Annotated in this window: 11 protein-coding genes, 1 pseudogene and 1 riboswitch; of the genes and pseudogenes, 9 read left to right on the forward strand and 3 right to left on the reverse strand. The window is 39.1% G+C overall.

All coding sequences use genetic code 11. The features are described from left to right. Positions 1-108: 108 nt before the first annotated feature. The 4 genes from A6B45_RS00620 to thiD all read left to right on the forward strand — a co-directional run bounded on the left by A6B45_RS00620 (position 109) and on the right by thiD (position 3,960). Positions 109-1,620, forward strand: a complete 1,512-nt coding sequence (locus A6B45_RS00620) for a peptide chain release factor 3 (RefSeq protein WP_072612914.1) — start codon at positions 109-111, stop codon at positions 1,618-1,620. Between the two features lie 89 nt (positions 1,621-1,709). After that, positions 1,710-2,252, forward strand: a complete 543-nt coding sequence (locus A6B45_RS00625; RefSeq protein WP_072612915.1) for a hypothetical protein — start codon at positions 1,710-1,712, stop codon at positions 2,250-2,252. A gap of 117 nt (positions 2,253-2,369) precedes the next feature. After that, a riboswitch (THF riboswitch) is annotated at positions 2,370-2,500 on the forward strand. Positions 2,501-2,536: 36 nt separating this feature from the next. After that, complete coding sequence (locus A6B45_RS00630; protein ID WP_072612916.1) at positions 2,537-3,094, forward strand: folate family ECF transporter S component; 558 nt, start codon at positions 2,537-2,539, stop codon at positions 3,092-3,094. Between the two features lie 38 nt (positions 3,095-3,132). Next, positions 3,133-3,960 (forward strand): bifunctional hydroxymethylpyrimidine kinase/phosphomethylpyrimidine kinase, encoded by an 828-nt coding sequence (gene thiD / locus A6B45_RS00635; protein ID WP_072612917.1) that lies wholly within the window; start codon positions 3,133-3,135, stop codon positions 3,958-3,960. A gap of 16 nt (positions 3,961-3,976) precedes the next feature. On the opposite strand, the gene A6B45_RS00640 is transcribed toward thiD, so the two are convergent. Continuing rightward, positions 3,977-4,660: a hypothetical protein gene (locus A6B45_RS00640; RefSeq protein WP_072612918.1), complete on the reverse strand. Its 684-nt coding sequence runs from the start codon at positions 4,658-4,660 to the stop codon at positions 3,977-3,979. 126 nt (positions 4,661-4,786) lie between these two features. Between A6B45_RS00640 and A6B45_RS00645 the strand changes: the two genes are divergently transcribed. Beyond that, the gene (locus A6B45_RS00645; RefSeq protein ID WP_072612919.1) at positions 4,787-5,563 is read left to right on the forward strand and encodes a (S)-acetoin forming diacetyl reductase; all 777 of its coding nucleotides are present in this window, start codon (positions 4,787-4,789) and stop codon (positions 5,561-5,563) included. 232 nt (positions 5,564-5,795) lie between these two features. After that, positions 5,796-8,498 carry a bifunctional acetaldehyde-CoA/alcohol dehydrogenase gene (gene adhE / locus A6B45_RS00650; protein WP_072612920.1) on the forward strand — a complete coding sequence of 901 codons (2,703 nt, stop codon included), beginning with the start codon at positions 5,796-5,798 and terminating at the stop codon, positions 8,496-8,498. Between the two features lie 32 nt (positions 8,499-8,530). Here the strand turns inward: adhE and rlmD are convergent, their stop codons facing one another. Both rlmD and A6B45_RS00660 read right to left on the reverse strand, forming a co-directional pair. Then, positions 8,531-10,021, reverse strand: a complete 1,491-nt coding sequence (gene rlmD / locus A6B45_RS00655; protein WP_072612921.1) for a 23S rRNA (uracil(1939)-C(5))-methyltransferase RlmD — start codon at positions 10,019-10,021, stop codon at positions 8,531-8,533. A 71-nt stretch (positions 10,022-10,092) separates the two neighbouring features. Next, a pseudogene (locus tag A6B45_RS00660) lies at positions 10,093-11,256 on the reverse strand (DUF998 domain-containing protein). 274 nt (positions 11,257-11,530) lie between these two features. Here A6B45_RS00660 and A6B45_RS00665 point away from each other — a divergent pair. The 3 genes from A6B45_RS00665 to A6B45_RS00675 all read left to right on the forward strand — a co-directional run bounded on the left by A6B45_RS00665 (position 11,531) and on the right by A6B45_RS00675 (position 15,065). After that, a complete protein-coding gene (locus tag A6B45_RS00665) occupies positions 11,531-11,755 on the forward strand; it encodes a hypothetical protein (RefSeq protein ID WP_011679110.1) in 225 nt (74 codons plus the stop codon). 56 nt (positions 11,756-11,811) lie between these two features. Next, positions 11,812-13,965, forward strand: a complete 2,154-nt coding sequence (locus A6B45_RS00670; RefSeq protein WP_072612922.1) for an AAA family ATPase — start codon at positions 11,812-11,814, stop codon at positions 13,963-13,965. Between the two features lie 107 nt (positions 13,966-14,072). Further along, positions 14,073-15,065 (forward strand): nucleoid-associated protein, encoded by a 993-nt coding sequence (locus A6B45_RS00675; RefSeq protein ID WP_072612923.1) that lies wholly within the window; start codon positions 14,073-14,075, stop codon positions 15,063-15,065. Positions 15,066-15,067: the final 2 nt, after the last annotated feature.

Here is a 15,067-nt window from a genome sequence, read left to right on the forward strand (position 1 = left end):
TTTTTTAGACTTGCAGAAGCATCTAGCGGAAAGTGTTTCACGTGAAACAGATAAAAATATTTAACTGGTTACTAGCGATTGGCTTGTTTTTCAGGTAAACTAGATATTATGGAAAACTTTCAAGAACAACTAAAAAACCGACGTACTTTTGCGATTATCTCCCATCCCGATGCTGGTAAAACAACCTTAACTGAGCAATTATTGTTGCATGGTGGTGTGATTCGTGAAGCCGGAACAGTTAAAGGCCGTGGGTCGAACAAATTAGCCTCATCTGATTGGATGGCGATTGAGCAACAACGTGGTATTTCAGTAACGTCATCTGTATTGCAGTTGGACTATGAAGGTAAACGAATCAATATTTTGGATACACCAGGGCACGAGGACTTTTCAGAAGATACTTATCGTACTTTGATGGCTGTGGATTCAGTAGTCATGGTAATCGATGCCGCCAAGGGTATTGAGCCACAGACTAAAAAGTTATTTGAAATTGTCTCACAACGGGGAATACCAGTCTTTACGTTCTTTAACAAAATTGATCGTGACGCTCGCCCAGCACTTGATTTGGTTGACGAGCTCGAAACTGTATTAGGAATTCAAGCTTACCCAATGAATTGGCCAGTCGGCTCTGGGCAGGTTCTGCAAGGCATTTATGATTTGCGGGCTGACCAACTTGTGCCCTTTAAGAATGCCACAACTCACTCCGAGATTGTCGATGAGGCGATGGACGAAATTGAATTGTTGCGTGATGCGGGTAATCCATTTGATGAGGATAAAATTGCTCATGGGCAATTAACACAAGTATTCTTTGGCTCAGCGTTGGTTAATTTTGGTGTAACAGAATTCTTACGTGAATATTTGACCTATGCCCCAGCTCCAGCGGCGATGACAACAGTTGATGACAAAACAATCAATCCAGAAGATGCGCAGTTCAGTGGTTTTGTATTTAAGATACAGGCCAACATGGATCCCAGACATCGAGACCGTATTGCGTTTGTGCGGATCGTAAGTGGTGAGTTTAATCGCGGTATGGATGTGTTATTACAACGTAATGGCAAGAAATTAAAGCTCTCGAACGTGACCCAATTTATGGCTGAAGAACGTGAAAACGTCCAGACAGCAGTTCCTGGTGATATTATTGGTGTCTATGATACGGGGAATTTCCAAATTGGTGATACGATATACTCTGGAAAGAAATCTATTCAGTTCCCTGATTTGCCAACATTTACACCTGAATTGTTTAACCGTGTGGTTGCCAAGGATGTAATGAAGCAAAAGTCATACCATAAAGGGATTGAACAACTCGTTCAAGAAGGAACTATTCAACTCTATAAATCATGGAATGGTGGCGACTACATTATTGGTGCTGTCGGACAATTGCAATTTGAAGTGTTCCAGTTCCGTATGGAAAACGAATATAATGTTGAAATTCAATTTGAACCCATTGGTTCCAAAGTTGCTCGCTGGATAAAGCCAGAACAATTAGATGAGAAAATGAGTTCATCACGTAATTTACTAGTAAAAGATCGGTATGATGAGCCAGTATTCTTATTTGAGAATAAATTCGCCTTGAATTGGTTCCACGATAAATACCCTGATGTTGAATTAGAAGAAAAAATGTAAGAACACCAAGAATATTGGAGCGTCTGTGGACGTTCTTTTTTAATATCGTAATATGTTAGAATATAGTAATAAGAATATTGGAGAAAATCATGTCATATTATACACAACAACTTTTTAATGGCCAACGCGAACGTATTTTGCGTGTTGTTGATTCAGATGATGCTACACAAGCAACTGCTGGTTTTATTCATATTTTCGACGAACGGCGAGCTTTTGACTTTGAATATGCTAAAGAATTAACGAATGGTGAAATCACACAGGAACAGTTTGATGAGGAAGGCGAGTCGGTTAACACATTTAGCGTTAACTTTATGCCATTGGCGCATGCTGAAGAGGAAGAAATTCCTAATGAGTTATTTGAGGAATGGGCTGGTTTAATTGGCCGTGAATATGCGTTGGTTCCCAACTTACACATGAACATGTACCAACAGTCTCTAAAGCCTGAAATTGAGGAAATTGATAAGGATCTTTTCGAAGAAAGATTGTTAGAATTAGTTACACGTGTTCTCGGATCTTCTGTTGTTGGATTTGAAGAAAAATCTTTGACACTTTACCCAAGTTTTTTAGTACAAGAGCAACCTGAACAATCCGAACAAAAAGGACCATCGACTCAAATAATACTACCAGAATAGTGAATATAACGGCGGATGAATAGTATCTTTAGCTAATTTAGCGAACGTTTTGTAAGTATTGTCGTTAACGTTCGCTTTTTTTTGTGGTACAATGTTTGGGTCGATGAGACAAATAAAATCGGGGTAGATTGATGCGCGTTAAGTGCAGCGGAGACGGAATGTGAGCCGCTGACGAAACAAACTAATTAGCTAATCGTTTTTCGTATTAGCTAATTGGTTTGTGCGATGCATCAGTCACATTCACCACTATATAAGGTGAACGCTCCACTCGGAGGTTCTATAGCATGGAAAATACAGCACGAACGTGGGTTTTCCCAAAACTAGATACGCGTCAATTTGTTTTATTGGCGATGTTGATGGCACTTCACATGGTGCTGAGCAGGCTGACAGTCGGTACTAATGTACTTCAAGTAAGCTTTGCATTTGTAACAATGTCTCTTATTGCTAAATGGTATGGCCCATTGTGGTCTATGTTAATTGCGGCGATATTAGACATTATCGGCGCAACAATTATTAATCCAGGTGCATTCTTTTTGGGATTCACTTTTACAGCAATGATTAGTGCGTTAATTTATTCACTGGCTTATTTCAAGCACGACAAAACAAGCTGGTGGCGAGTAAGTATTGCTGTGGGTTTGGTACTATTAATTGCTAATATTGGTTTAAATTCGATTTGGTTGGTTATGATGTATCATACAGCACACGATTGGCCTTCATTTTTAACCTTTATTACACCACGTGTCATTAAGAATTTAATTATGTTTCCCATTCAAGTAGGTATTTCGTATTTCCTTTTGAATAATCAGGTTATTAGTCACACCACAAAAAAGATTTTTAGTTAAACAGCTTCGGCTGTTTTTTTTGAAAGTAGGGGTTTAATATGGTAAATGAATTTCCACAAGTTTTAACAATAGCAGGTTCTGATTCAGATGGATCCGCAGGTATGCAAGCAGATTTACATACCTTTTTCATTAGAAAAACATACGGTATGAGTGTGTTAGTTGCTGCTGTGGCTGGGAACTCATACGGTATTCATGCTGCGGAAACCTTACCGCTAGACTTTATTGACAAACAGTTTGAGGTTCTTGCTGACGATTTTAAAGTTCGTGCTAGTAAGACAGGAATGTTATCAGATGCTAGCCTAATTGAAGCGGTGGTAAAAGCTTATAAAAAGTTTGACTTTGGTCCATTAGTAGTTGATCCGGTAATAACAACAAAACATGGTGCTCAGTTGTTAGAGGCAGCGGCCTTTGAGGCACTAAAAGAAAAACTTCTACCCCTTGCAACAGTTGCAACTCCGAACTTTTTTGAAGCACAGTTGATAACAGGACGTACTATTGATAATGAACAGCAACAGGCAGCAGCTGCAAAAGATATTCAATCTCTGGGTGTCCAAAATGTTATTATCAAAGGATGGCATAATCAAGATAACCAAAATGAGGTTGCTGACTATGTTCTTCTCGCGGATGGATCTGATTTTTGGTTAAGGCATCCGTATTTTGATACTACACACATCAATGGTACTGGGGACACTTTAAGCGCTGCTATTGCCGCTGAAATTGCTAAGGGGAAAGACATTGCTACAGCTATTCGCATTGCCCACGATGTGACGGCAACAGCGATCGAACATGAAATTGCTGTTGGACATAAGTTTGGGCCAATTAATCACTGGGCAGCTCAAGACTATAATAAAAAAGAAGACAAGTAATTTGTCTTCTTTTTTATTATGATGCACCGGTGATATCACCATGAACAAGTCGTTTGAAAATATGACGATCCGCCCAAGCAATATTACGCCCCTGTAAAAGGAAGGACATGACAGTACCAATACCGAGCGCCACTATTTGATGGCTAATGATGAGACAAATAATCGAAATACCAATTGCAACAGCGAAATTACTCATTTGAGCTTTACTAGCATTGCCACGGAAATAATCAAAGCGTAAGATATTCGTCAGATCATCTAAGGGGTGAAGAATCCAATTGACACGCTGGTATATAGAAATGGCCACGCCAATTGTCCAAATACCAAACAGGTCAAGAGGAATACGCCACCACCAACTAAGTTGACGAATGCCCAGCGAGATAAAGTAATTGGCGAATATGCCAACTAAAATACTAAACGCCATACCGAAGAAAATATTGCCAAATAATCGTAACCAATTGATACGCATGGCTAACCACATATTTAAGAAGGCCACAGAAACAGCTGTAATAGCTAAAAAGATACTAATTTGCCATCCAGTGGTGTTAGCTAAGTTAGCGGCGCTAGCCGTCCATGGGGCCGAACCCATAGCGCTAGCCACACTTAATCCATTACCAAATGAGTTAATGATTAAAGAGATAAAAAAGAAACTAATTTTTTGTTTGTATCCCAGTTGATAAAATTGACCATCTATATAGTACATTGTGTAATTTTTTCCTTAGTTGATTATCTTCTTATTATAGCATTAAGAAAGGTTTTTAAAGATAGTTTACAAAATCACAATTAAGGTATAGAATATATGCATTAGAAAATTGTGAGGAAAAAAACAATGTCAGAAAATAAAGTCGCTTTGGTAACTGGAGCTGGTCAAGGAATTGGACAAGCAATCGCAGAACGATTGTCAAAAGATGGGTTTAAGGTTGCCCTAGTTGGACGTCATATTGAAAAAGTACAAAAAGTAGCTGATGAAATTAATAGAAATGGTGGAGAAGCCATCGCTATTAAGGCTGACGTAGCAAAACGTGATGAAGTTTTTGCGGCTGTTAAAGAAACAAAAGAAAAGTTTAACGGTTTTGATGTAATTGTTAATAATGCTGGTGTTGCTCCTACGACACCAATCATGTCTGTCACAGAAGACGACATGAACTGGACGTGGGGCATTAACGTAAATGGTATTGTTTGGGGAACTCAGGCAGCAGTAGACGCATTCAAAGAATTTGGTCATGGTGGCAAAATTATTAATGCAACATCGCAAGCTGGTGTTCAAGGTAACGCTAATTTAACTGCTTATGGATCAACAAAGTTTGCTATTCGTGGTATTACACAAACAACAGCTAGAGAATTAGCAGAGTTTGGTATTACAGTAAATGCATTTGCGCCTGGAATTGTTAAAACACCAATGATGGAAGATATCGCTCATGAGGTTAGTGTAAATGCTGGCAAAGACGATGAGTGGGGCATGGCACAATTCTCTGAAGGAATCGCTATGGGACGTTTGAGTGAACCAGAAGACGTTGCTAATGTCGTTTCTTTCCTTTCAAGTGAAGATTCAAACTATGTCACTGGACAAACATTGATTGTCGATGGCGGTATGGTATTTAGTTAATAAGTATTCAAAATAAATAAAAAAGTATCCCACATATTTAATTTGGGGTATTTTTTTGTTGTCAAAACGGCCTCCATGTGATTTACTATACAATTACTCCTTGTTTATGTTAGCGCTTCCAAATGCTATTAAAACAACGTTTTAAAAACTTTTTTAAATACAGTTGCTTTTTTAAAGGAGATGATATATACTTATATTGTTAATAAATGAGCAAGTAAAGGAGCATAAAATTATGGCAGAAGCAATTGCAAAAAAGCCCGCAAAAAAGGTTTTGACACCTGAAGAAAAAGCGGAACTACAGACACAAGCTGAGAAAATGACCGAGGGTTTGGTAGAAAAATCACAAAAAGCATTAGCTGAATTTTCAACATTTTCTCAAGAACAAGTTGATAAAATTGTTGCAGCTATGGCTTTAGCTGGTTCAGAAAATTCACTGCTATTAGCCCACGCTGCTCATGATGAAACGGGTCGTGGTGTTGTAGAAGACAAAGATACGAAAAACCGTTTTGCATCAGAGTCTGTTTACAACGCTATTAAATTTGATAAAACGGTTGGTGTCATTAGTGAAGATAAGATTCAAGGGAAAGTTGAACTGGCAGCGCCACTAGGTGTTCTGGCAGGAATTGTTCCAACTACAAATCCAACATCGACAACTATTTTCAAATCAATGTTGACAGCAAAAACGCGTAACACAATTATCTTTGCTTTCCATCCTCAAGCACAAAAGTCATCAGTGCTTGCTGCACAAATTGTTTATGATGCTGCGGTTAAAGCAGGCGCACCGGAAAACTTTATCCAATGGATTGAAAAGCCATCACTATATGCAACAAGTGCGTTGATACAAAATCCTCATATTGCTTCAATTTTAGCTACTGGTGGACCATCAATGGTTAATGCAGCTTTAAAGTCAGGAAATCCATCAATGGGTGTTGGAGCTGGAAACGGTGCAGTTTATATTGATGCAACTGTTGACACAGATCGTGCCGTGTCTGATTTGTTGTTATCAAAGCGTTTTGATAACGGCATGATTTGTGCCACAGAAAACTCAGCCGTTATCCAAGCACCAATCTATGACGAAATTTTAACTAAGTTACAAGAACAAGGTGCATATCTTGTTCCTAAGAAAGACTACAAGAAAATTGCTGATTATGTCTTTAAGCCTAACGCAGAGGGATTTGGTATTGCTGGCCCTGTTGCTGGTATGTCGGGTCGCTGGATTGCTGAACAAGCTGGCGTAAAGATTCCTGATGGTAAAGATGTACTTTTGTTCGAATTAGATCAGAAGAACATAGGTGAAGCGTTATCTTCTGAAAAGTTATCGCCATTACTTTCAATTTATAAAGTTGAGAAACGTGAAGAAGCTATTGAGACTGTTCAATCATTATTAAACTATCAAGGCGCAGGACACAACGCAGCAATTCAAATTGGCTCACAAGATGATCCATTCGTTAAAGAGTATGCTGACGCGATTGGTGCATCACGTATTTTGGTTAACCAACCTGACTCAATCGGTGGTGTTGGAGATATTTATACAGATGCTATGCGTCCATCGTTGACACTTGGTACCGGATCATGGGGGAAGAATTCATTGTCTCATAACTTATCAACATACGACTTACTTAATATTAAGACCGTGGCTCGCCGCCGTAATCGTCCTCAATGGGTTCGTTTACCTAAGGAAGTTTATTACGAAGCCAACGCCATTACTTATTTACAAGACTTACCTACTGTAAACCGTGCATTTATTGTCGCTGATCCTGGTATGGTTCAGTTCGGATTTGTCAGTAGAGTGCTGGGTCAACTTGAGTTACGTCAAGAACAGGTTGAAACAAATATCTACGGTTCAGTTAAGCCTGACCCAACATTGTCACAAGCTGTTGAGATTGCTCGCCAAATGGCAGACTTCAAACCAGATACAGTTATTTTACTTGGCGGTGGTTCGGCACTTGACGCTGGTAAAATTGGTCGGTTCTTGTACGAATATTCGACACGCCATGAAGGCATTCTAGAAGATGACGAGGCGATTAAAGATCTATTCTTAGAACTACAACAAAAGTTTATGGATATTCGTAAGCGAATCGTTAAGTTTTACCACGCACGTTTGACACAAATGGTTGCTATTCCAACAACTTCAGGTACTGGATCAGAAGTGACACCATTTGCCGTTATTACAGATGATGAAACACATGTAAAGTATCCATTAGCCGATTATGAATTGACACCGGAAGTTGCTATTGTTGATCCAGAATTTGTTATGACCGTACCACAACACACGGTAGCTTGGTCAGGATTAGATGCTTTGTCACATGCTTTGGAATCATACGTTTCAGTAATGGCTTCTGAATTTACACGCCCTTGGGCATTACAAGCTATTAAGTTGATTTTTGATAACTTAACAAATTCATACAATTATGATCCTAAACACCCAACTAAGGAAGGTCAGAATGCGCGCACAAAGATGCACTATGCGTCAACATTGGCTGGCATGTCATTTGCGAATGCCTTCTTGGGACTTAACCACTCACTAGCACACAAGACTGGTGGAGAATTCGGACTACCTCACGGTATGGCAATCGCTATTGCAATGCCACATGTGATTAAGTTTAATGCAGTAACAGGAAATGTAAAGCGCACACCATATCCACGTTACGAAACCTATACAGCACAAAAAGATTATGCTGATATTGCACGTTACTTAGGTTTGAAAGGTGAAACGGATGCTGAATTGGTCGATGTATTGATTGCAGAAATCAAGAAGTTGGCTGCATCAGTGGGTGTCAATCAAACACTATCTGGCAACGGTGTTTCAAAGCATGACTTTGATGCAAAGTTAGAAAAGATGATTGACTTAGTTTACAATGATCAATGCACGCCGGGAAACCCTCGCCAACCAAGCTTGGCAGAAATTCGTCAATTATTGAAAAACCAGTTTTAAAAAAAGAGACCTTACAATTAAGTAAGGTCTTTTTATTTTTGACGTTTTGTCAATTTAACAACGCCCTCCCAACGGGCAGTTTGAGGGAACATGTCAATACTTTGGATGTAATCAACTTGGTAGGCTTTTGATAAATCAACCAAATCACGAGCTAAAGTTGAGGCGTTACATGAAATATACACGAACTTTTCAGGTTGTGTGCGCAAAATTTCTCGACGCAGTGCAGTGTCTAAACCTGTGCGTGGTGGATCAACAACTAATGCATCAGCTATCCATCCTTCTGCTTGCCACTTAGGGAACAGTTTTTCAGCCGTGCCCACCTCATAGTGAGCATTACTAATATGATTTAAAGTAGCATTTTGATTGGCATCTTCAACTGCCTCGGGGATAATTTCCATACCACGAACTTCGCCAGCCTTGTCAGCTAAGGACAGACCGATTGTACCTACACCAGAATATGCATCGACTAGTTTATCAGCGTGCGTCAAATCAAGTGCTGCCAAGGCTTGATTATAAACCACGGACATTTGCGTATGATTTAACTGCATGAAAGCACGTGGTGACAATTGGAATGTTTTCCCGAGCACCTTTTCTTCGATGTAGTCTTTACCCCAAAGCTTAAGTGTTTCTTCACCCCAAACGAGGCTAGTACGACCGGGATTATAATTTTGAAAAATACCACTAACTTCTGGTAGAGCCTGATTGATTGCTTCAATCAATGCAGTATCACCAGGGAATCCATCTGTGTTTGTGATAAATGTTAGTTGTACTTCGCCTGTTGTCTGAGATACACGAGCAACAATAGTTTTTACCGTACCACGATTTTTATCTTCATTGTAGATTGAGACAGATAATTTATCGAGTAATTCACGAACGGTACGCATAACTTTCATCGTGGCTGGGGTTTGTGTATGTACAACTGGTAAATCAACCAAATCATGGCTACCACGTTTATACATACCGACACGCAGTTCATCGCCAATTTTTCGAACGGGGAATTGGGCTTTGTTACGGTATTCATACGGATGATCCATACCGATTGTGTCACGTATGTCATAATTAGACCAGCCCTTTGGTTGAAATTTTTCAAGTGATTGCACGAGTACATCTTTTTTGAAGCGCAATTGTGCTGGATAATTCATATGCTCCAATTCAAATCCACCAACACTATCTGCGAATTCATCAAGCGGTTTCACTCTATCCGGAGATTTCTCACGTATTTTCAAGACTTTAGCGGCGATATATTTTGGTTCTACTTCAGTAACCTTTACAACAGCCACTTCATTAGGTAAAGCGCCAGGTACAAATACGATCTTACGTTTAAAGTAGCCAATTCCTTCACCATTAATACCGAGGCGCTTGATTGTTAATGGAAAGTTTTGGCCAACACGTACGTTAACACCTTCACTCGTGTTGTTTCTTGGTGCGCCAGACTTACGTGGGTCAAAATTTTTACCATAATATGGTTTTTTACCGTTATTGTTGCGACCTTTTTGATAAGGTCGCTTGTTTTGTTCTGTCATATTCATCTTTCTGCATTGCAATGCCCAAGGTTCATTATTATGTAACCATCATAACATGATAGCATGAAAAGTCAGGAGATGGGGACTACGAATGTTTGATAAGTGTGATAATAGAGTCGATAGATGTTTTGAAATAGTAGCAATATCCAACTTAAAGCCAACACGAAGGCAACAATTTCGAAGGTTGTTAGAGACAGATAACCAACCCATTGAAATAAAATCATACTGGTTACTAGGATTGCACAAATGATATAAGATGTTGCTTCGAATTCACGCGGTGCATTTGGTAGTAACCAGCGGTTCCCCAACATCATAATTAAAATAAAGTAGATTAAAAAATTGGCCATTTGATCATGCAAAATATGGAGCCGTCCAGCGTTGTTTGGAAACAGACCGACACCAGCTAATGACAAAGCCGATAAATTTAGCAATATTCGCAATGTAATAAGACGTCGGTTATGGCGCAGAATTTTTTGTAAAGGAACGAATAGATAATCTACTAACGCCAACCAGATTAACCCAGCTAGAATTAAAGTTGCGTTAAACTGCCAAGAGTCTAGCGCATTATCGGTTCCTAAAAAGCTTAGGTTATATTGCCACCACATACGCGAGCTATTTGTAACCATCGCTGTTAATACACCGCCAATGATAGTCATTACAAAAATTGAGGTAATAAATAGGGTAGAGATTGATAACGCTGAATAAATCATTAAAAAGTTAATAATCCCATTAAACATGGTAAATAGCGCAATTGACGTGAATAAATCAAACGATGCGGTTTGAAATAAGTAGTTAATTGCCCAAAAGAATCCTGATGTCACAAAAGCTAAGATGATAACAAAAGCTACGGTTAAAGCTGGTAAGACGCGCCAACTGGTTTTACGCCGCAGCTTATCAATTTGTTGTCGTTGTTACTGAAAGTATATGAAAAGGAACATGAAAATGCCACTGATCTCACTTAACATAATGACGGCACTAGCGATAGAGTTGTCGCCACCCAAGGGGATGCGAAACATTTTTTGCTCCACGGCATAAATTGTGAAAATGATTGCCATCACCACAGAAGGAATCAAAAAAGTTCGCAACGACAATGTTTGACGTTCATTAGGATTATTTGTTTGCTGTATGATTAACTGTCCGTTTCTCAGCGTGAGATTCAGTAGTTGATTGTGTTTTAAATGTAGCTCACTAACAATTTCATCAGGTAACGTGAGTTGATACGGTGTTTTTGACATATTTCTCTCCAATATATTCTAGTTTAGCATGTTCATAAAAGGAGATTGAAAAGAACAAGTATTTTTTAATATTTTATATTTATATATCACATTTGTGTTATAACAAATATGTGGTATAATATAAATGTAGAGAGGAACAGGAAAAGTAGCAGATGTGCCTCAGAGGCCTCTCGAGTTAAAGGAGATGTGGATAAATGATTAAACGCAGAAACTTTATTAACGACTTTGTACACAATCGCGTGCGAGGTCAGACTGAATAGGATGGCGATTAGTAATGAGATTTGATATAAAGGCTTACTTAGATGATAATTCACTAACAATTTACCGCGTAGCAAAGGAATCTGGTTATGGATACACAACGATACACAAATCGTTTAACAAAACACAATCGGACGCCACGAGCTTGAACATGCGTGATTTAGATGCTTTGGCTAAGGTACAACATAAACAAATGTGGGAAGTGCTGAGGGAATTAGAAAAACTTTATTTTGATGAATGATGAACGTGCTTGGGGTAAGCACAAGCACATAGAAAACTAAAAGGAGATTTTAGACTATGGCTAACAGTAATTTTTTTAATAACGATCCATTTGGATCAGACATGAATGACATTTTTAATAATATGATGGGCAATATGAATGGTATGAACTCTGAGAATCGACGTTATTTAATTAACGGTCGTGAGGTTTCACCTGAAGAATTTGCTCAATATCGACAAACTGGAAAACTACCACAAGGCATTCAAGCAGCCAATGCTACAAATGGTCAGCCAGTTGCGCAACAAGCTGGGCAACCAGGACAAGTAAAGCAGGAAGGAATGCTAGCAAAACTTGGTCGTAATTTGACACAAGAGGCACGTGACGGGTTGCTTGACCCAGTTATTGGGCGTAACAAGGAAATTCAAGAAACGGCTGAAATTTTAGGACGTCGTACAAAGAATAATCCAGTGTTAGTTGGAGATGCTGGTGTTGGTAAGACAGCGGTGGTTGAAGGTTTGGCACAAGCAATTGTTAATGGGGATGTACCAGCAGCAATTAAGGACAAGGAGATTTACAGTATCGATATCTCAAGTCTTGAAGCTGGTACTCAATTCCGTGGTGCTTTTGAGGAAAACATCCAGAACCTAATGAAAGAAGTTAAACAAGCAGGCAACGTTATCCTGTTCTTTGACGAGATTCATCAAATCTTAGGTGCTGGATCAACAGGTGGCGAAGACGGTGGCAAAGGGTTAGCTGATATTATTAAGCCAGCTTTGAGTCGTGGTGAAATTTCAGTAATTGGTGCGACAACGCAAGATGAGTATCGTAACACGATTATGAAGAACGCTGCACTAGCTCGTCGTTTTAATGAAGTGACTGTGAATGCACCATCACCTAAAGATACACTTGAAATTTTGAAGGGAATTGCGAAGTTGTATGAAAAGCATCACCATGTTTCCTTACCTGAGAACGTATTAAAGGCAGCAGTTGACTATGCAGTACAGTATATTCCACAACGTTCATTACCAGATAAGGCGATAGACTTGCTTGACATGACAGCTGCTCACCTGTCAGCTAAGAACCCAGTAACAGATAAGGTTAGTTTAGAAAAGCAGATGAGCGATGCTAAAGCAAAGCAAGAAAAGGCTGTTGCTGATGAAGACTATGAGGCCGCTTTAAAGTACAAGAACCAGATTGCTGATTTGGAAAAGAAGGTTGGTAGCGCTGACGAAGCTAAAAAGGTTGAGGCAACGCCTAATGATGTGGCCGAATCAGTAGAACGTTTGACTGGTATTCCTGTGGCACAGATGGGTGCGTCAGATATCGAACGTTTGAAGACGATTGGTGATCGTTTGGCTGGTAAAGTTATTGGTCAAGATGAAGCCGTAAGTATGGTTGCTAAGGCCATTCGTCGTAACCGTGCGGGATTTGACGAAGGCAACCGGCCAATTGGTTCGTTCTTGTTCGTCGGTCCAACTGGTGTTGGTAAGACGGAATTAGCAAAGCAACTAGCTTTGGACATGTTTGGTAGCAAAGATAATATTGTTCGTTTGGATATGAGTGAGTATTCGGATTTGACAGCAGTATCTAAGTTAATTGGTACGACCGCTGGGTATGTTGGCTATGATGACAATAGCAACACACTAACTGAAAAAGTTCGTCGTAATCCTTATTCAATTATTCTTCTTGATGAAATTGAAAAAGCTAATCCACAAGTATTAACATTGTTACTGCAAGTCATGGATGATGGGCGTTTGACAGATGGCCAAGGAAATGTTGTTAACTTTAAGAACACCGTGATCATTGCAACATCTAACGCTGGATTTGGACACAACTCAAGTGATAAAGATGAAGATTTGATGACAAAGTTAGCACCATACTTCCGTCCAGAGTTCTTGAACCGTTTTAACGGTGTGATCGAGTTTAGTACGTTGACTAAGGCTGATTTGAAGCAAATTGTTGATTTGATGTTAGATGATGTCAATAAAACATTGGCTAAGAAAGAGTTGACGTTACGCGTGTCTGACGAAGTTAAAGATCACTTGATTGAAGATGGTTATGATGAAGCCTTAGGTGCACGACCATTACGTCGAGTAATTGAGCAACAAATTCGTGACCAAGTAACGGACTTCTACTTGGATAATCCAGGTGAAAAAGCCTTAAGTGCAGACTTGGTCGATGGTAAAGTCGTCATCTCAGCTGTTGTTGAGAAGGCTGCGGTTACTAACTAATGTTTTAAAAAACCACGTTCGTGTACAGAACGTGGTTTTTATTTTGCTTTCAATGAACAATTTATTCAGCATGGTATAATGAATTCATTAAACTAAAGGACATTTACATGATTATTCAACATGCAATTCTCCATATATTGGACACGAATACAGGTAGTCTTATTGCATCGCAAGGAGAAATGAACGTCGACAATGTTGGCGTCCATGAATATATTGAAAAGCTGGTTAATAAAATCTATAAAGGTGACATCAAGACAGGGCATTTATTGCCAGATAGTTATCTGGACAATATGATGAAGCAATCTGATTTTCCGGAATTAACGACACAATTGGCCACTAAATTGTTTGATACGATTTCTGCTAGTGAGTCTATTCCAGCTGGTGATTTGTTAAGTTTTCAGGCTACAATTGATGAAGGGTCAATCTTTGGATTAATTAAACTCAACTTCGGCGCTCGTTATGCTCACGCAGTAGAGTACGAAGATGATCAGATGGTGAATAATTTGGTGCTTAATCAGTCAATTTTACCGGCCGCAACGCAAACAGTTGATGAAGCCATTTTGGTAAATGTCGATGACGGTAGCTATCAATTGTTGGAAAAGAAACAACTGATTGATGGACATCGTGTGCCGTATTTTTCAGAAAATTTTTTGGAAATAAAACCTGAAGTTTCAGCAAAAGAAAATATCCAAGTCATCAAGCGTACAATTAAAAATATTGCTGAAAAATATGATGAGCCAGAACATGAGGTACTAGCTGCAACTCAGGAAGTGATTTACAATAGTTTAGCAGAGACGGGTAGTATTAGTACGGATGTTATTGCAGAGAAGGTTTTCGGTGATAACGTTACAGCTAAACAAGAATATCAAGAAAAGCTGACTGAAAAATCATTGCCAACGGAAGTTTCGGTTGTTAATTCCGAAAAGTATGAGAAAAAGTATCGAACACAAAAATTTAAGCTTGATTCAGGAATTGAAATTTCGATTCCGGTTCATGTTTATCAGGATTTGAGTAAAGTTGAATTTGTAAATAACGCTGACGGCACGATCACCTTAATGATTAAAGATATCGAATCAATATTAAATAAGTTCAATGTGTAGAA

It is taken from the genome of Leuconostoc suionicum, assembly GCF_001891125.1.
Classification (GTDB): Bacteria; Bacillota; Bacilli; order Lactobacillales; family Lactobacillaceae; genus Leuconostoc; species Leuconostoc suionicum.